This window comes from Nocardiopsis endophytica, assembly GCF_027706725.1.
GTDB lineage: Bacteria > Actinomycetota > Actinomycetes > Streptosporangiales > Streptosporangiaceae > Nocardiopsis_A > Nocardiopsis_A endophytica.
On sequence record NZ_JAQFWQ010000002.1, the window covers coordinates 35,437 to 52,729 of the forward strand.

13 protein-coding genes and 1 CRISPR repeat array are annotated in these 17,293 nt (G+C 73.2%); of the genes, 7 read left to right on the forward strand and 6 right to left on the reverse strand.

The window, feature by feature from the left end:
* Positions 1-42: 42 nt before the first annotated feature.
* Entirely contained in the window at positions 43-1,704 is a 1,662-nt protein-coding gene (casA, locus tag O4J56_RS00955; protein ID WP_270683106.1) for a type I-E CRISPR-associated protein Cse1/CasA, read from the reverse strand.
* Positions 1,694-4,591, reverse strand: a complete 2,898-nt coding sequence (cas3, locus tag O4J56_RS00960) for a CRISPR-associated helicase Cas3' (protein WP_270683107.1) — start codon at positions 4,589-4,591, stop codon at positions 1,694-1,696. Before cas3 ends, casA begins: the two co-directional genes overlap by 11 nt.
* Positions 4,592-4,755: 164 nt before the next feature.
* A CRISPR array of direct repeats spans positions 4,756-6,065; the repeat unit is 29 nt; unit sequence GGGAACAGCCCCGCGTGCGCGGGGAGCAG.
* A 1,254-nt stretch (positions 6,066-7,319) separates the two neighbouring features.
* Between cas3 and O4J56_RS00965 the strand changes: the two genes are divergently transcribed.
* Positions 7,320-7,673, forward strand: a complete 354-nt coding sequence (locus tag O4J56_RS00965; protein ID WP_270683108.1) for a hypothetical protein — start codon at positions 7,320-7,322, stop codon at positions 7,671-7,673.
* A 305-nt stretch (positions 7,674-7,978) separates the two neighbouring features.
* Positions 7,979-9,913, forward strand: a complete 1,935-nt coding sequence (locus tag O4J56_RS00970) for an ABC transporter ATP-binding protein (protein ID WP_270683109.1) — start codon at positions 7,979-7,981, stop codon at positions 9,911-9,913.
* An 84-nt stretch (positions 9,914-9,997) separates the two neighbouring features.
* Here O4J56_RS00970 and O4J56_RS00975 read toward each other — a convergent pair whose 3' ends face one another.
* Complete coding sequence (locus O4J56_RS00975) at positions 9,998-10,561, reverse strand: peptidoglycan-binding domain-containing protein (RefSeq protein WP_270683110.1); 564 nt, start codon at positions 10,559-10,561, stop codon at positions 9,998-10,000.
* Between the two features lie 315 nt (positions 10,562-10,876).
* On the opposite strand from O4J56_RS00975, the gene O4J56_RS00980 reads away from it, so the two are divergent.
* Positions 10,877-11,491 (forward strand): hypothetical protein, encoded by a 615-nt coding sequence (locus O4J56_RS00980; protein ID WP_270683111.1) that lies wholly within the window; start codon positions 10,877-10,879, stop codon positions 11,489-11,491.
* Positions 11,492-11,523: 32 nt separating this feature from the next.
* A complete protein-coding gene (locus O4J56_RS00985) occupies positions 11,524-12,081 on the forward strand; it encodes a S1 RNA-binding domain-containing protein (RefSeq protein ID WP_270683112.1) in 558 nt (185 codons plus the stop codon).
* 44 nt (positions 12,082-12,125) lie between these two features.
* On the opposite strand, the gene O4J56_RS00990 is transcribed toward O4J56_RS00985, so the two are convergent.
* Both O4J56_RS00990 and O4J56_RS00995 read right to left on the reverse strand, forming a co-directional pair.
* The gene (locus O4J56_RS00990) at positions 12,126-12,713 is read right to left on the reverse strand and encodes a 3'-5' exonuclease (protein WP_270683113.1); all 588 of its coding nucleotides are present in this window, start codon (positions 12,711-12,713) and stop codon (positions 12,126-12,128) included.
* A 92-nt stretch (positions 12,714-12,805) separates the two neighbouring features.
* The gene (locus O4J56_RS00995) at positions 12,806-13,843 is read right to left on the reverse strand and encodes a helix-turn-helix domain-containing protein (protein WP_270683114.1); all 1,038 of its coding nucleotides are present in this window, start codon (positions 13,841-13,843) and stop codon (positions 12,806-12,808) included.
* Positions 13,844-13,960: 117 nt separating this feature from the next.
* Here O4J56_RS00995 and O4J56_RS01000 point away from each other — a divergent pair, with 117 nt between their 5' ends.
* Positions 13,961-14,869, forward strand: coding sequence for an alpha/beta hydrolase (locus tag O4J56_RS01000; RefSeq protein WP_270683115.1), 909 nt, complete (start codon positions 13,961-13,963; stop codon positions 14,867-14,869).
* 143 nt (positions 14,870-15,012) lie between these two features.
* On the opposite strand, the gene O4J56_RS01005 is transcribed toward O4J56_RS01000, so the two are convergent.
* A complete protein-coding gene (locus O4J56_RS01005) occupies positions 15,013-15,663 on the reverse strand; it encodes a TetR/AcrR family transcriptional regulator (RefSeq protein ID WP_270683116.1) in 651 nt (216 codons plus the stop codon).
* Between the two features lie 96 nt (positions 15,664-15,759).
* On the opposite strand from O4J56_RS01005, the gene O4J56_RS01010 reads away from it, so the two are divergent.
* Positions 15,760-16,254, forward strand: a complete 495-nt coding sequence (locus tag O4J56_RS01010) for a hypothetical protein (protein ID WP_270683117.1) — start codon at positions 15,760-15,762, stop codon at positions 16,252-16,254.
* Between the two features lie 130 nt (positions 16,255-16,384).
* A complete protein-coding gene (locus O4J56_RS01015; protein WP_270683118.1) occupies positions 16,385-17,290 on the forward strand; it encodes an alpha/beta hydrolase in 906 nt (301 codons plus the stop codon).
* The last annotated feature ends 3 nt before the right edge of the window (positions 17,291-17,293 follow it).

The following is a 17,293-nucleotide window of genomic DNA, read 5'->3' on the forward strand; positions in this document are numbered from 1 at the left end:
TCTGCTGTCGGTTCGGTCGTCTCGGTGGTGGGCTCCACGTGATCAGTCTCCGGGCTCGTCAGGTTCCTGTGTCATGTGCAGGGCCTTGGACAGGGCGTTGTGGAACCGCCGCTCGGCCCACCCGGCGTTCAGCCACAGCTCATCGCCGTTGTCGGTCTCGATGATCCGACCGCTCCAAGCCCGCTCTCCGGCCGCGTCGACCAGTTCACGGCCGATCGAGGCGACGGTCCGGAGCACCTGCCGTTGCCAGCTCCGGCGCTCGCCTTGCGGGGAGGAGTCCGAGGCCAGGTTCTCCAACCACAACCGGAACAGGTGGTCGAGTTCGCCGAAGCCCCGGTCCCGGGCCTGGGCGCGAGGGGCGTCGGTGTCCAGACCCGCCGCACGGGCGATGTCAGTGGCCAGGTTCCCCAGGATGAAGACCGCCTGGTCTGCGTCGGCCGCGGCATCGATGGCCTCCTGCCGCAGCTGCGCGGAGCGGTCGGCCAGCAGGGTGATGCGCATGTTGACCCTGTCGTCGGTCACCTCGTCGATGACCGACTGCTGGGTCCCGTACTTGGCCCCTACGGTGCGCACGGACACGGGGTGGTCCTCGGAGAGCGCCTCGTCGTTGGCCAGGCGGGCGGCCCATTCCACAATCCCCGGGCGCAGGCGCTCGGCGGCCTCGCCCCGCTGGCGCCCGGCCCGCCCCTTCAGCAGCGACTCCAGGCCCCTCCAGGCGCTGCGGGCCGGGACGTGCTCGGCGGGCATGTAGACCAGGTTCTCGCCACGCTTCTTCTCCTGGGTCGGGCTGCGCCGCCAGGCGGTCATCGGTTCGCGGTGGTGCTGGTTGGGCGCGTCCAGCGGGTCGCCGTAGCACAGCAGCACTCCGTGGACCCCGCCGTCGTCAGCGAAGAGGCGGATGCGGCGCCCCTGCCAGGTGTACAGGTCGCGCAGGCCGTAGGGGCGGTAGGCCTGCTCGGCACCGCGCAGCGCCGCCGCGTCGGCGGGCGGGAAGGCCCACGCCGGGCGGTCCTGGTCGTCGGTACGGACGTCGGAGTCGAAGGAGATGAGGTTGAGCAGCAGCGTCTCGCGCAGGTCCCGCCCTTCCAGGAAGACCCCGCCCAGGTTCCCGGCCCACCCGACGCCCAGGGGGTACCCCTTGCCGTTCTTCACCCGCGCATCACCCACGGCGCCGGACTTGATGCCGGAGGGGTCGTAGGCGTGGGCATGGACGAGCCAGCGGGCGGCTTCAGCGAAGTCCAATCGCTGGGCGCCGCGGGCGCGCATGGTGAAGAACTGGTCCCCGTTGGGCACGTCAGCGACGATGCGGTCCAGGGGAAAGAATTCGTTCTTGGCGGTGTGCAGGTTGGCGACCTGCATGAACGGGGTCTTCGGGTGGAGCAGGTCGAACCGGTCGCGGTACCCGCCGAGGTAGTCGCGGATCTTTTGGACGGGAAGCTCCTTGGCCTCCCACAGCTCCTGCCACTCCTCCGTGTCGGCGGGCCCGTCCAGGGCGTCGTGCAGGACGGCCAGCAGCAGGCGCAGCAGGGCGAACTCCTGGGTGGGCAGGTCGCCGACGAGGCGGCGGATGCCGTCCGGGCCGCTGTGGGCCCGCTCGAAGACCTCCTGCAGCGACAGCTCGTCGTCGCCGCCGTCGTTCCTGCGCACCGGGATCCAAGCCTGCTCGATCAGGTCGAAACCCGCGGCGCCGCCGTCAGTGGCCATCGGTCACCTCGAGACCGTCCTGGTGGGTGTAGTGAACGTCGAAGCCTGCCAGGCGGGTCCGACAGTCCTCGTCGAGGACGAGCAGGAGCTCCCCGGCCACCCAGTGGGCGTCCTTGTCCTGCCAGGCCGGGAGCAGGTTCTGCTCCAACTCGTCGATCACCCGGTCGATGACCCAGGGGGCCACCAGGGGGAAGGGCAGGCGCACCGCACTGGCGGCGGCGATCCGCCCGACCTCCTCGGACGGGGCGAAGTCGGTGGGCAGCTCGATGCCGCCCCTACCCTCCCCCAGGCCGGAAAGGGTCGTGAGCACGCCGTCGCGACGCCGCTGCAACAGCAGCACCTCCAGGCTCTCCCCTGCGTTGCGCACCTGCGCCCGGCCCCGCGGGCTGTCGTCGGTGTCCCCGACCCCGGCGTTGACCCACCCGATGAGCGACCGCCCCGGCTTCGCAGGGGGGTTGAGCAGGAACGCGCGCGCCTGATCGGCCTTGGCCGCCTGCTCGATCCCGTGCGACTCCCGCGCCTGCCCCAGCTCTTCCTGCCACTCGGAGGGGCCGATCGGATCGGGGCCGTAGGCGCCCTGGACCAGGCGGTCGATGTCGTCGGGCAGGACCACCGTGCCTCCGATGGTGTTCCCGCCGTCCTCAGCCGAGAGGTGGGCATCGAGGGCCGCGGCCGCACGCAGCAGGGGGTAGCGGCGGTAGACGAACTGCGAGCCCGCATCCGGCTCGGGCGGCTGCTGGCCCCAGTCGGCCCCGGTGATCAGGCACCGGGCCGTGCGCAGGCCCTCGGGGCGCTCGCTCTGCCCCTGGCCGCGCAGGTGGCGGTGGAGGCGGCCCATGCGCTGCAGCACCAGGTCGACGGGGGCCAGGTCGGTGACCAGCAGGTCGAAGTCGATGTCCAGGGACTGCTCGGCCACCTGGCTGGCGACCACGATGCGGGGGTTCTGCGGTCGGTGCCCGCCGAGTTCGGCGACCGTGGCCGGCGGCCCGAAGGCCGCTAGCAGCTCGCGGTCCTTGTCCGCCCGGTCCAGGTCGACGAAGCGCGCATGCGCCACGCTGACCTCGACGCCCGTTCCGGCGAACCGGTCGCGCAGCACCCTGGCCGTGGCGTGGACCCGCTTGACGGTGTTGCGGACGACCAGGGCGCACCCGCCCCCGGCCAGCTCGGTCTCAAGGCGGCGGGCCAGGGCGTCCGGGTCGTCATCGAGGTATTCGACCTGCACCTCGGTCCTGCGCCCCGAGGCCTCCACGGCCTCCACCTGCGGCGCCCCTCCGGGAACGGCGCTGGTAAGGAGCGGATACCCCTGCACCTTCTCGACCGCGTCGAACTCGGGCGAACCGCGCCGGGCCTGGCAGTAGGCCTCGGCCAGCTCCCTGCGGCGACGCGCCGGCAGCGTCGCCGACAGGACCACCACCGGGACCCGGTAGGCGCCCAGCCAGGCGAGGACGGTGTCCAGGTAGGTGTTCATGTAGGTGTCGTAGGCGTGCGCCTCGTCGATCACCACGACCTTGCCCGCCACGGCCAGATGCCGCAGCGCCAGGTGGCGGCTCTTCAGGCCCGCGAAGAGGAGCTGGTCGATCGTCCCGGCCGCGAAGTCCGCGAGCATCCCCTTCTTACGGCCGCGCAGCCACCAGTGGGCCGCGAGCCCGCCGCCCCGGCTCCCGGCGGCGTCGCGCTCGACGTCGTCGGCCGATTCCGCCCCGGCGAAGGGAAGGCCCGTGTAGTCATCGTTGAGCGCGGCTTTGGAGTGCGCCAGGAACACCGACGCAGAGCCGTCGATCCCCTCCAGGGAGCCGGCCCAGTCGGCCAGGCGCGAGAACATGGCGTTGCTGGTCGCCATGGTCGGGAGCGCGACGAAGCACCCGCCCGCCCCGGACACCGCGGCCATGTGCTCGGCGGCCACGAGCGCCGCCTCGGTCTTGCCCTCGCCCATCGGCGCTTCGATGACGAGCATGCCCGGCTCGTCCATGGCCCGCGCGGCGGCGAGGGCGGCCTCCTGGACCGGCCGGACCCGGGTGCCCTCGTCCCAGGAGAAGCGCGCGGCGAACACGTCCTGGGCGCTGCCCTGCGGGAGGCGGGGGCGCCAGCGGCCCGGCAGGCCCAGCTGCTTCAGGGCTCGGGATACGCGTCCGTCGGCGGCGGTGCCCGTCCGCTGGAAGTAGGGGTACAGGGAGGCGTTGGAGGCGATCCAGTCACTGACGATGACCAGCGCGCTGAGCAGCACCTGGCTCGGCTGCGGCAGCTTCACCGGCGACCAGGCGTCCAGGTGCTCCCGGATCCGGCAGGCGGACGCGGCCGCGTCGAGGAGTTCGCGCTGGACGCGCTGCCAGGCGTCGGTGCTCGCCGACCCGTACAGAAGTTCGCGGTGGGCGAGGGCGTCTTGGAGGTCGGCGTCGCTGGGAGGCACGCCGTGGTGGCCGCCGACGACGGCCCCGATCTGCTGCGCGGCCCGCTTGGACCACCCGTTGTCCTGGAGCCACGCCACGAGGAGGAGTTGCCCGGCCATTCCGTGGGGGGCGAGCGAACGGTCTTTGCCCATCTGAGCGGCAGAGCCCATCTTCAGCCCTTGGGAGCGCATTGCCTCGGCGAGCCCTTCCACCTGGCAGGCGAACGCCGGGGTGGCCTTGCCGATGTCGTGCACCATCGCGAGCCAGACCGCCAGCCGCCGCCCGTCGGCCTCACCGCGGGGCAGGGCCTCGCTGATGCGGGCCCGGACCTGAGGCGCGAGCCACTCGTCCCAGAGGTAAGCGGCCGTTCCCGCGCTGTCGCCCATGTGCCGCCACAGGGGTAGCCACCCGCCGGAGTCCCAGTCGTGTTTGGCCCACACCGAACGCCCCGCAGCGCCGAGGGCGGCGCTGAGCTCTCGGGCGTACTCGTCGTAGGACATGGGGAGATTCAAGCGCACCTGGAGACCTCGGCCCCCTCACTGTCCGTATGCGGCCATCCGCAAGGCGCCCGCCTGCTAAGCAGCCGATCCTCAACCCGATCGTCACGGCACCCCCGCGTGCGCGGGGAGCAGGCCTGGACGACCGATGAGGAGACCAGCAGGTAGGGAACAGCCCCGCGTGCGCGGGGAGCAGCTCGACGTGGCCCTGACCGGGTCCGACACCGAGGGAACAGCCCCGCGTGCGCGGGGAGCAGCCGGGCGGCGCCCTGCCCGCCGTGTGCCGCGGGGGAACAGCCCCGCGTGCGCGGGGAGCAGTTGTTGTGCGTAGTACTGCGTGCTGCGGGGAAGGGAACAGCCCCGCGTGCGCGGGGAGCAGTTGCGCCAGTGGTGGGCCGCGGTGTTGGGCGAGGGAACAGCCCCGCGTGCGCGGGGAGCAGCAGTTCGGGTCTGCGCATTCCATGAACGGAGCGGGAACAGCCCCGCGTGCGCGGGGAGCAGTTCTTCGAGGGCGGGGGCACGCGCACATGGTCGGGAACAGCCCCGCGTGCGCGGGGAGCAGGGCCGTGTTGAGGGGCACGTCCAGCCGCTCGGGGGAACAGCCCCGCGTGCGCGGGGAGCAGGTCACCGCGGCCACGAAGAAGCAGCGCGAGGAGGGAACAGCCCCGCGTGCGCGGGGAGCAGTTCCGGCGTGCCATCTCCGCCGCCGCCACCCGGGGAACAGCCCTGCGTGCGCGGGGAGCAGACCGGGGCCACCGCGCGGCGCAGCCGCCGCCGGGGAACAGCCCCGCGTGCGCGGGGAGCAGCCGTACTCCATGGTGCCGCCGCCCCCGGAGGGGGGAACAGCCCCGCGTGCGCGGGGAGCAGGAAATCGTTGACCCGAAGCAGACAGAGTTTCTGGGAACAGCCCCGCGTGCGCGGGGAGCAGCGTGCGGACCATCGGAATCGTCGGGAAGAACTGGGAACAGCCCCGCGTGCGCGGGGAGCAGATCACGGTGAACCTCCGCGAGTCGGCACACGGGGGAACAGCCCCGCGTGCGCGGGGAGCAGCCGTCCGACGCCTCGATGATGATGTCCCGGGCGGGAACAGCCCCGCGTGCGCGGGGAGCAGCCGCGCTCAACCCACACGACACCGCCGACGCCGGGAACAGCCCCGCGTGCGCGGGGAGCAGCGTACTGGAGATTGAGCAGCGGTTCTGGGCGCGGGAACAGCCCCGCGTGCGCGGGGAGCAGCGCGTCGCCTACCGCAACGTGTACAACCGCCCGGGAACAGCCCCGCGTGCGCGGGGAGCAGTGCCTCACTGGGCAGTTGCGCCCCGGGACTCAGGGAACAGCCCCGCGTGCGCGGGGAGCAGAGCCGCAGCGGGCCCACAGGCCGTAGGCGGCCGGGAACAGCCCCGCGTGCGCGGGGAGCAGGTGCGTGAGCGCGTGCGAACGGTGCCGCGCCGGGGAACAGCCCCGCGTGCGCGGGGAGCAGACTCAGTGACCTGGGACAATTCACCAAGCAATCTCTTGTTTTCGACAACTTTGCCCACTTCCCCCTCACCGCCAGCGTAGCCATCGGCACCCCGAAATCGGCCCCGGTCATTGTGTCGTGGCGCCTGCCTGGGCCCCTGACAGAGGCCCAGGCAGGCGCAATGCTCTACGCTCCAGGCCTCCGCAGCGGCACTGTCGCGCTGATCGTCGACCGACGGTTCCCGGCACGGCCGCCTTCCTGGGCTCCCACTGGGGCCGCCATATCTACACGGCCGACCATCCGGCACTGCCGAGCGCCGCCCCTGGTTCATTGTCGGCCGGCGCCCGTTCCGCGACCGCCCGCACACTGTCGGCGGTCTCCGGCAGCAGAATTCGCATGCACTGGAGATCAGCGAATTGCCGAGGAGTGAGGACCCTCACCTGAAGGGCTAGCCCCACGGAGGCCGACCGGCGCGCCGGTCCATGACGGCAACGGCGATCCAGGCTCCCAATAGCGCGGTCGTGGGCACGGCCGCGACCACGGCCAGAGCCAGACGCCCGGACCTCCGGTGCTCACACACGGCGAACGGTTCAACAGGTTCGTGGTATCGGTCGGTCCCCTCGAGGGCATCGACCCACACCTCGTCCCCCACCCACTGGGGACCGTCACCGATCACCGGCCGACACACGACCTCGCCCCAATCACCGCGGTCCTGCCCATGGGGCGAAGTCCACAGCAGCGCCACGATCACCAGACACCCCACCACCGCAACCGCACGGCCCCAAAGCGGCACAGCGCTACGACCTCCCTCTCATTTCCGCGCTTCCGACGACCATTAGGGGATCGGCGCCCCAGTTCAGTCTTCGACCTGCACTCTCAAGGACAAGGCCGCTCGTTTCCAGACCGTTCGATGCTTGGTGACCTACGGAACGCTGACCACGGTTCTACTTCCGGACGCACAGGTTACGTTTCCATGCTCTTGGGACATTGACAGCCTGCGGGCACACTGTCGACGGTCTCCGACAGCAGGGGCAGCTGATATGGAACAGGGTCGATGACGTGCCCCAGGACGAGCCTCCGACGACGGCATCGATCCCTTCGTCTACTTCGTCGGGGCTGTGGACGTCACCGAAGAGGACTTGGCCGACAGTGCCGGGGAGAAAGGTAGCGTCGCCCGGGAACTTTGCCACCTACTCCCGAAAGGCGACGATGACGGCTGAGTCCGATGAGGTGCTCCGGAGAGCCAATGAGGAGGCCAGGAAGAAGCGGCCGCGCGTGGAGCTGCGTCTGCGTCCGGTCTGGATCTGTGGAGGGGCGGCCCTCGCTCTTTGGCTGTGGGCCGCATGCCTCGTGTTCGTACCGCTCGCCCCGACGGACGACTCCTGGGTGCTGTGCTCTCGCCCGCCCGCCGTCGCGCCGCCGGACTCCTCCCGTGACGGCGTCATCGACGCGGACTCCGACCCCGCCGTGTGCAACAACGACCGCGACGAGCGCCTCCTCGGTGCCGTCGCGCCGCTGACCCTGTCCGTCCCGGCGGCCACGGCGTTCGCCGTCCTCTTCGCGCGCCCTCGGCCCGCCGGTCCCCGGGGAACGGGGGCACAGGGGCCCGAGGATGGACGGAACGGCTGAGGCCCACGCCCCCGAGTAGGTCCGGGCATGTCGGTGCGGCTCCACGGGGGTGGCCGATTCCTCGGTCGATACGGACTCAGAGTTATCCGAACACTCCCGTCCGGCCGCGCGTCGCGCCGTGGTGCGGCGGCGGCGCGGGTTCGGGGCCGGACCAGACCTCCTCTCGCGCGGCCGCAGCCGTGATCCGGTCCGGCCCCATCTCGGTCCCGCCGTGGCGTCCGGCTTCCGTCCCCCGGGAGCTCCGGGCAGGATGCAGCCCACCGATCGGTACTCGAACACCAGTTCCATGACCACGGGGGTGACCTATGCGCCGAACGCGCACGGACAGGGCACGATCACGGACCCGGCGGCCTGCGCCGCCCTGGGAGCTGCCCGAGTTCGCCAAGAGCAAGTACTACCCCTGGCTGGAGGAGATGGGCTCCATCCCGGTGCGGCGTGTGGCCGCACGCCTGCCCGGCCAGATCGCCACCGCCCTGCGGTGGGCGTGGCGCGCGAGCCCCCGCGACACCGCCGCCGTCATCGGGCTCAACACCGCCTCGGCCGTGCTGGCCGCATCGGTGCTGGCGGCCCTGGCCGGAATCCTGAACGAGCTCTTCGCCGAGGGCCCCACCCCCGAGCGCATCCAGGCCGCCCTGCCCGCCCTGGTGCTGGCCGGGGCGGCGATCACCCTCCGCGCGGCGCTGCGCACCGCCGCCATCTGGTCGCAGGGGCGCCTGCGCCACCAGGTGGAGCTGCTCGCCGAGACCGAACTGCTGGGGGCGGTCACCGCGGTCCGGCTGGAGTCCTTCGACGAGTCCGACTTCTGCGACGCCGTCTACCGGGGGCGCGACCGGGGGCTCCACGAGGCGGGGCGGATGATCGGCTACACCGTCGACATCCTCGCCGAAACGGTCGGGATCATCGCCGTGGCCTCGGTGGTCACCGTGCTGCACCCCCTGCTGCTGCCGCTCCTGGTGGCAGCGGTGCTGCCGGTGGGCTGGGCCGCCGCCCGCTCGGCGCGCATGCAGTACCGGCGCATGCGCGAGCTGTCGACGACCAACCGGCTGCTGTACATCCACACCTTCACCATGACCCAGCGCCAGACCGCCGCCGAGCTGCGCGCCTACAACATGCGACGCCCCATGCTGGGCGAGTACACCGCCCTGGCGCGGTACGTCCGCGACTCGCTGCTGGCCATCGTCGGCCGCCAGACCGCCGCCCGCGCCACCGGCGAGGCCGCGAGCGGCGCGGTCACCCTGGCCACCTACATCACCCTGGTGTGGATGCTGCTGGGCGAGTGGATGCCGCTGGCCGTGGCCGGGACCGCCTACGTGGCCCTGGGCCAGGGCAAGGCCGCACTGGACCGCCTCGTCAACGCGGTCGCCTCCTTCTACGAGGCGAGCCTGTACTTCGCCGACTTCCTGGAGGTGCTGGACCAGGCGCGCGACCGGACGCCCGCCCCCGCCGTCGGACCGCCTCCCGGCCCCCTGGAGGAGATCCGCTTGGACGACGTCCACTTCTCCTACCCCGGCGCCGAGGCCCCGGCGCTGCGCGGGGTCTCCTTCCGCCTGCGCAAGGGCGAGGTGGTGGCGGTGGTGGGCCCCAACGGGTCGGGCAAGACCACCGTGTCCACGCTGATCTCCGGCCTGTTCACCCCCGACAGGGGCACCGTCGCCTGGAACGGGCGCGACCTCGCCGACATCGACCCCGAGCTCCTGCGCGAGCGCATCGGCGCCATGCGGCAGAACCACTCGCTGTGGCCGGCCACCGCCCGCCGCAACGTCGCCATGGCGGAGGGCGAGGCGGCCGACGAGGGGCGCCTGCACCGCGCCCTGGTGCTGTCCGGCGCCGACGAGGTCGTCGACGGGCTGCCCCGCGGCCTGGAGACCGTCCTGGACCGCCGCTTCAAGGACGGCGCCGACCTGTCCGGCGGGCAGCGCCAGCGCATCGCCGCCGCCCGGGGCCTCTACCAGCGGGCGGACCTGATCATCGCCGACGAGCCCACGGCGGCGCTCGACGCCTACGCCGAGCAGCGCCTCTTCGACAGCCTCCAGCACGCCGCGCGCGGAGCGACGGTCCTGCTGATCACCCACCGCCTGGCGTCGGTGCGCATGGCCGACCGGATCGTGGTCATGGACCGCGGCCGCGTCGTCGAGCAGGGCACCCACGAGGAACTGGTCCGCAACGGCGGACTGTACGCGGAGCTGTACTCGATCCAGGCCTCCGCCTACGAGATCCCCGGGGTGGAAGAGGCTTCCTGACCGCACCGGCCTCGCGCGATCGGACCCTGCCGCCCGGGGCGGCAGGGTCCGACGCGGAACGTCGGCCCGAGGGGGCGAACGGCGTCACACGCCGCCGGTCACCAGGGCGCGGAAGGTGATGGGGCCGACGATTCCGTCGGCGTCGATGGAGTTCTCCTCCTGAAAGGCGATGACCGCCTTCTCGGTGCTGGCGCCATAGATTCCGTCGGCGATCACCGAATGCCCGTTGTGGTCGAGCAGGGCCTGGACGGCCGTGACCTTGTCCCTGTCGCCGTTCCCGGGGCCGACGACGCCGAAGTCCATTCGGATATGGCTCCAGGTCTCGTCGCCGATGCGGCCGTCGACGGGGATGTCCCGGTCGTCCTGGTAGGCGCGCACCGCCTCTTCCATGTACTCGTCGAAGAAGATGTTGCCGAGCCCCTGTTCGGGCAGGTAGCCGTAGGACTGGAGGAGTTCGTTGGCGGCCTGGACGACCGCGCCCGAGTCCCCTCGGGCCAGGGCGGGCCACGGCAGCGCCTGGATCTCGGAGCGCACTTCAGGCGGGGTGTTCGGCCCGTCGGCGAGCGCGGCCGGAGCGGCGGCCAAGGGGGAGAGCAGGGCGGCTGCGGCCGCGGTCGCAACGGCGGCGGAGCGGAGAGTGGGGGGCATGGCCCGTCGTCCCTTCCTGTGCGAATGGGTTTCCCTAAAGGGGACCCGCAGAGGGCACGACTCGTTTTCACGGACAGGCGTGCCGAATTTCATAAAAGCGGCGGGGCGAGAATGTCAACCTTTCATGCCGGACGGGAGTCGCATTTCCTGGGACCATGTCGGCGCCGACCGCGCGATCGGCACCTGAACGCCGTGGGACCCGTGCTCCACGGGTTGCGGACGGGCGGCGTTGCGGTACGGCACCGTCGGGGACACGATGACCCCGACCACGCGCACGCGTGGCTCCCCCTCCCCCCGACCCCCCATGGAGCCCACGTGAAGCTCTACGCCGACCGTCCCGCGCGACTCGCGCTGCAGGTCCTCGCCGACGCCCTGGCCGTCCTGTGGATCGTCCTCTGGATCAAGGCCGCCCTCGCCCTCCACGATGCCGTCGCCGCCGCCGGTGCGTCCGGAACGATGCTCGCCGACGCGGGCGACGCCGTGGACCGCCACATGGGCGACGCGGCCGACGCCGCACGCCAGGTCCCCCTTGCAGGTGACAGCCTCGCCTCCCCGCTGACCTCCGTCGGTGAGGCCGGGGCCTCGCTCGGGGACGCGGGGCGATCGCTCCAGGAGTCCATCGCGTCGTCGGCGGTCCTCCTCGGCCTGCTCACCGCCTTTCTGCCGATCGTGGTCGTGCTCGGCACCTGGCTGCCCGCGCGCCTGCGCTGGATCCGGCAGGCTTCGACGGCCCGGAGCGCCGGCGCGCTGAAGGGCCGCGCGGGTGAGCGGGTCCTGGCGCTGCGCGCGCTGGCCTCGGCGCGCCCCGCGCGCCTGGCGGCGGTGCACGACGACCCGGTGGAGGCCTGGCGCACCGACGACGCGGAGGCGGTGCGCGCGCTGGCCGGGCTGGAGCTGCGTCGCCTGGGCCTGCGCCCCAGGAGGACCTGACCGAAGAGGTCCGGCGGCGTACACTCCGCCACATGTCTTCTGAGCCCGACCCCCTGGAGCCGCTGCGCCGCGATCTTTCCGTGGACGAAACCGTGACCGCCGTCCTGAACGGCTGGCCCCTCAGGAACGAGGTCGTCAAGGGGACCGTCGTGCGCATCGTCCCGTTCGGCCTGTTCCTCGACATCGACGGCCGCGAAGGGCTGGTGCGGATCCCCGAGGTGTCCCACCGCCCGATCGGGCACCCCTCCGAAGCGGCCGCCGTGGGGGACGAGGTGGTCGGCGTCGTGACCGACGTGGACCTGGAGCGCGAGCAGGTGTCGGTCTCGCTCAAGCGGCTGCTGCCCGACCCCTTGCACGCGTTCGCGCGCCGCGCCATCGGGCGGACCCTCCCCGGCCGGGTGGACAGGACCACGCGCGTAGGGGCGTTCGTCGAGATGGACGCCGACGGTGACGGGGGCACTGACGGCGACGGCATCGTGGGCCTTCTCCCCGGCGCGGAGAGCGTGGACCTGCAGGTGGGCGACCTCGTCGAGGTGGAGGTGGCCTCGATCGACATTGAAGCCCGCCGAGTGCGGTTGCGCCGGGCATAACGGCTCAAGAGGCGTCCGATGGGGCCGTCCATGACCCCGACTCATCACTTCCGCCGCGCCGCCTCCCCACGCGCGGTCGGCCAGTCGCCGCGGTCCATCAGGTGCAGGACGATGGCCGCGATGTTCCAGGCGTCGTCCGGCCCGCTGTGGTGTCGTCCCTCCAGGGGCAGGCCCACATACTCCAACGCGCGCGCCATTCCCCGCTGCCGTAGGCCGTGCGCCTCGGCGAAGACGCGCTTGGCGTTGACGTGCCGCGGCGGGAACGGGTAGTCGACCCCGTCGGCGTCGCACTGGCGGGCGAACTGCTTGCGGTCGTACTCCCCCCAGCTCGCCCAGCGCCGGTCGGCCGCGCCGTGGCGGCGCACCAGTTCGGCGCAGGCGTCGCGGAACCCGATGCCGGTGTCGACCTCCTCCTGGGTGAGCCCGGTGAGCTCCGTGCAGAACGCGCTCACCCTCGACTTCACCGGCCGGACCAGGATGCGGTCGCTCTCCACGCGTTCGCGCGCCCGCACATCGACCACGCACAGGCCGATCTCGATGATCTCCGACGGCGCGGGGGCGGGCCCGTCCCAGCAGGTGGCCTCGACGTCGATGACGTTGAGCAGGGCGGGGGACCGTTCAGAGGCGCTCATGGGCGGCGACGATAGGGCCGCACCACCGTCCGGCGCACGTGGTTTTCCGCCGTGGCCCCGTGCCGGCCGCCGCCCCGCCCGCCGCCCCCGCGTCAGCCGTCGAGCAGCCTCCACAGCGCCAGGGCCATCCCGGCGCGGGTCGAACCGGCCGGGTCGGTGAGGTCCACACCCAGATCCCCGCCGATCCGCTCGATCCGCCGGGCGACGCTGCTGTGGTGCAGGTGGAGCCGTTCGGCGGTCCGGCGGACCGACCCCACCGCGCAGTACACCTCCAGCGTCTCCAGGTCCTCCGGGGCGGCGGCCAGGCGGCCGATCGCGGCCACGTCCGGGGCGGCCCGCGCCGCGTCGGGCGGCACCTCGGCGAGCAGCGCCAGCACGCCCAGGTCGCGGTGGTGGACGACGGGCCGGAGCGGGGTGGTGAAGCGCAGGGCCGTCCGCGCCTGCCTCCAGGACTCGGCGGGCCCATCGGCGGCGCCGATGCCCGCCCGCGCCCCCTCCGGGAACCGTGCCGCATCGACCGCCCCCGCCAGCAGGACCCCCACCCCGCCGACCGTCGCCGCCTTCACCGGTCGGCCGGAGCACACCTGCGCGCCGACCCGGTCGAGCGGCTCGCGCGTCCGCACCGCAGCGACACGCACCGGGACGTCGGCGGCGAATCCGAGGAGGCGCAGCGCCCGCGCCCGTGCGGCCTCATCGCCCCCGTGGCTGATCACCAGCTCCACCAGCGCGGGGTCGGCCATGGTCGTCCGGGCGGGGCCGTGCCGTTCGAGCGCCGCCGCGGCGGCGAGGGCGAACCGGTCCAGCAGCAGCTCGTCGAGCGCGCGCGGTGCGTCCTCCCGCTCCAGCCAGACGGTCCCGACCTCCTCCTCGTCCAGGATGACGGGGCAGACGGTCGACCGCGCGGCCGGGACGGGGTCCGGCGCCTCCCGCCCGTTCGGCGCGAACCGGACCACACTGCCCGTGCCGTGCAGCTGGGCCCCCGCCACGCACTCCGCCACCCCCGCCGACGCACGGGCCAGCGCGGGCAGGTCGACCCTCCGGCGCATCAGCGTGTCGTAGAACGCCACCAGCCGGAGCGCCCCCGCAGCCTCGGTGTCCAACTGCGACAGCCGCACCACCAATGCGTCCATGGCCCGATCCTACGCACGGGCTCCGCGCCGGAGACCCGCCGCTCGTCGCGCGCTCCGCGGAGGATGCGCGACGACCGGCGGCTGCCTCCGGCCACCACGTGCCCCAGGATGACCGGCATGGATCCCGAACTCGAGCCCTACCTGTCCCTCTTCCCGCCGTCCGACCTGAGCGACCCGCCCGCCGCGCGCAAGCAGCTCGCGGAGCTGACCGCCACCCTTCCCGAACCCGACACCTCCGGCCTGGAGGTCGAGGACCGCACCGTCCCCGCCGCCGGCTCCGCCGACCCGCCCGTGCCGGTGCGGATCTACCGGCCGCGGAACCCCCGAGGCGCCCTCGTCTGGCTGCACGGGGGCGGGTTCGTCATGGGCGACCTGGACACCGAGCACCCCTGGGCCGCGATGATCGCCGACGGGTCAGGGGCGACGGTCGTCTCCGTGGCCTACCGACTCGCCCCGGAGAACCCCTTCCCCGCCGCGCACGACGACGCCTACGCGGCGCTCGTGTGGGCCTCCGGGAACGCCGGCGTACTCGGCACGACGCCGGACCGGATCGCCGTCGGCGGCCACAGCTCCGGCGGCGGCATCGCCGCCGCCGTGGCGCTGCGCGCCCGGGACGAGCAAGGGCCGCCCGTACGGTTCCAGCTGCTCAACCAGGCGGGCCTCGACGACCGCCAGCTGACCGTGTCGGCGCGCACCTTCACCGACACCCCTTTCGTGACCCGGAGCAAGGTCGCCCAGATGTGGGGCCACTACCTGGGAACGGCACCCGCCACCCCCTACGCGGCCCCCGCGCGCGCCACCGACCTGTCGGGCCTGCCGCCCGCCTACATCTCCGCCGCCGAGTACTGCCCCAACCGCGACGAGGACATCGAGTACGCGGTGCGCCTGCTGCAGGCGGGCGTCCCGGTCGAGCTGCACCAGTGGGCCGGGACCTTCCACGGCTCGCAGCAGATCCAGTCCGCCGAGGTGTCCCAGCTGCAGACCGCCGAGCTCCTCAGGGCCCTGCGCCGCGCCCTGGCGGAGTGAGCCGGGCCGCGCACCCCGGGGCTCCCCGCCGCCGAACGCCGCCCCTGCGTCGTTGATCTCGGGGAAGTCGGGGTAAAAACGGACAGCATAAGCCCGACTTCCCCGAGATCAACGCGGAGCACACCCGCCTGGTCGCGCGGGCGCTAAGTGCTGTGGCCGTCGGCGTCGAACGGGGCGGGGTGCGCGGGCGGCAGGCCGAGGACGCCGCGGACCGCCCCCTCGGCGAACCGGACGTCGTGGGGCGCGTGCCCGGCGACGGCGATGGTGACGCCCTGCAGCGTGCCGAAGTAGGCCGAGGCCGTCTCCTCGGGGGGCGGCCCCGGCGGGAGGGCCCCGGCCTCACGCGCCTGCGCGATCCGCCCGCCCCATTCGGCGATGAGCGGTCGGACGTTGCGCTCCAGCGCCCGGGCGACCGGGTGGTCCCGGCCCGAGAACTCGGTCTGCAGCGTCATCATGACGCCGGCGATGTCGCGGCGGCAGTAGACGGCGTGCGCCCGCGCGAGGGCGCACAGCGCCTCGACGGGGTCCTCGTGCGCCGCCGCGGGGCCGCCCACCTCGGCGCGCCAGGTCTCGCCGACCCACTCCACCACCGCCAGCGCCAGCTCCTCCTTGTTCGCGAACTGGTGGTACAGCGCCCCCCGGGTGTATCCCGCCCCGCCCGCCACCCGCTCCAGCGACAGGTTGGCGTAGCCGTGCGCGGACAGCCCCCGGGCCGCCGACTCCAGCAGCGCGCTCCTGGTCCGTGCGCGCCGGTCGGCCTGTGTGCGGCGCCCGCCCGTCCGTTCCGCGGCCACGTCAGCCGCCCCACTCACATACGTACATGTCTGTATGTTACTTTCCGAGCGACGGCGCCGCCACACCGCGGACGCCGCACCCGAAGGGAGTGGGACATGACGGCGACCATCACACCGACCGCACCCGAGCCGGCCGTCACCGAGCGGCGGACGCCGCCCCCGGAGACCGCCGCCCTGACCTCGTTCGGCCACTACGACTACGCCGACCTGTTCACCCTCACGATGGACCGGCCCGCGCCCTGGACCTCCGAGGAATGGCTGCGGGCCATGTGCGAAGAGGTCCTCGGCCGCCCGGCGCAGGTCCTGTGGCGGGGCGTGCTGGGGCTGCGCCTGAGGCCCGGCCCCTCGACGGACCGCATCGCCGGGTGGCGCATCTCCGGCAGCGGCGAAGGCTGGACGCGGCTGGAGGCCCCCGGGTGGATGATGAGCGTCCAGCTGGTCATGGCCGTCGACGGCTCCGAGGCGACGTTCGCGACGTTCGTCCAGTACAGGAACGGCGCCGGGAGGGCCCTGTGGTCGCGCCTGTCGGCCGTCCACCGCGGCGAGGCACCCGGCCTGCTCCGCAGCGGCTACGAGGCGCTGTCGGCCTGACCGGCCTGCGCCGCTCCGCCGCCCGCGCGCACGCGGCTCCGCCCCGCGCCTCCGCCCCGCGCGTCCGTCGCGCCGACCGCCGGGGATGCGCGACGGGCGGCGGATGACCGGGGGCCGGGCGGAGCGGAGCATGGCCACCATGGATCCCGAACTCGAACCGTACGTACCCCTGGCATCCGGGCTCGACCTCGGCGACCCGGCCGCCGCCCGCTCCCGACTCGCCCAGGTCATCGCCTCCCTGCCGGAGCCGGACACCTCCCGGATGGAGGTCCGTGACCACACCGTCCCCGGCACCCCCGACGTCCCCGTGCGGATCTACCGGCCGCACCGGAGCCGGGGCGCCGTCGTGTGGCTGCACGGCGGCGGCTTCGTGATGGGCGACCTGGACACCGAACACCCCTGGGCCGCGCTGCTCGCCGACCTGTCCGGGGCGACCGTGGTGTCGACCGGCTACCGGCTCGCGCCCGAGCACCCCTTCCCCGCCCCCCACGACGACGCCCGCACGGTCCTGGCCTGGGCCTGCGACCACGCCGAGGAGCTGGGGACCGAGCCGGACCGGATCGCCGTGGGCGGCCACAGCTGCGGCGGGGCACTGGCCGCCTCCCTCGCCCTGCGCGCCCGCGACGAGGGCGGGCCGCCGGTCCGGTTCCAGCTGCTCCACCAGGCCTGTTTCGACGACCGGCAGCTCACGCGGTCGGCGCGCACCTTCACCGACACGCCCTTCGCCACCCGGAAGGCGGTCCTGCACGCGTGGGAGCACTATCTGGGCCCCTCCCCCGCCACCCCGTACGCCGCCCCCGCGCGGGCCGGCGACCTGTCCGGGCTGCCGCCCGCCTACATCGCCTGCGCGGAGTTCTGCCCCAACCGGGACGAGGACATCGAGTACGCGGTGCGGCTGATGCAGGCGGGCGTGCCGGTCGAGCTGCACCAGTGGCCCGGCACCTTCCACGGGTCGCACCAGATCCGGTCGGCCGAGATCTCGCAGCTGCAGTTCGCCGAGATCGGCACGGCCCTGCGCCGCGGCCTGGCGGGGTGAGCC

Bases quoted from the DNA above. Each gene is read 5' to 3' on its own strand.
- casA (WP_270683106.1), bottom strand. From the start codon at position 1,704: ATGGCCACTGACGGCGGCGCCGCGGGTTTCGACCTGATCGAGCAGGCT.
- cas3 (WP_270683107.1), bottom strand. From the start codon at position 4,591: ATGTCCTACGACGAGTACGCCCGAGAGCTCAGCGCCGCCCTCGGCGCT.
- O4J56_RS00970 (WP_270683109.1), top strand. From the start codon at position 7,979: ATGCGCCGAACGCGCACGGACAGGGCACGATCACGGACCCGGCGGCCT.
- O4J56_RS00975 (WP_270683110.1), bottom strand. From the start codon at position 10,561: ATGCCCCCCACTCTCCGCTCCGCCGCCGTTGCGACCGCGGCCGCAGCC.
- O4J56_RS00985 (WP_270683112.1), top strand. From the start codon at position 11,524: ATGTCTTCTGAGCCCGACCCCCTGGAGCCGCTGCGCCGCGATCTTTCC.
- O4J56_RS00990 (WP_270683113.1), bottom strand. From the start codon at position 12,713: ATGAGCGCCTCTGAACGGTCCCCCGCCCTGCTCAACGTCATCGACGTC.
- O4J56_RS00995 (WP_270683114.1), bottom strand. From the start codon at position 13,843: ATGGACGCATTGGTGGTGCGGCTGTCGCAGTTGGACACCGAGGCTGCG.
- O4J56_RS01000 (WP_270683115.1), top strand. From the start codon at position 13,961: ATGGATCCCGAACTCGAGCCCTACCTGTCCCTCTTCCCGCCGTCCGAC.
- O4J56_RS01010 (WP_270683117.1), top strand. From the start codon at position 15,760: ATGACGGCGACCATCACACCGACCGCACCCGAGCCGGCCGTCACCGAG.
- O4J56_RS01015 (WP_270683118.1), top strand. From the start codon at position 16,385: ATGGCCACCATGGATCCCGAACTCGAACCGTACGTACCCCTGGCATCC.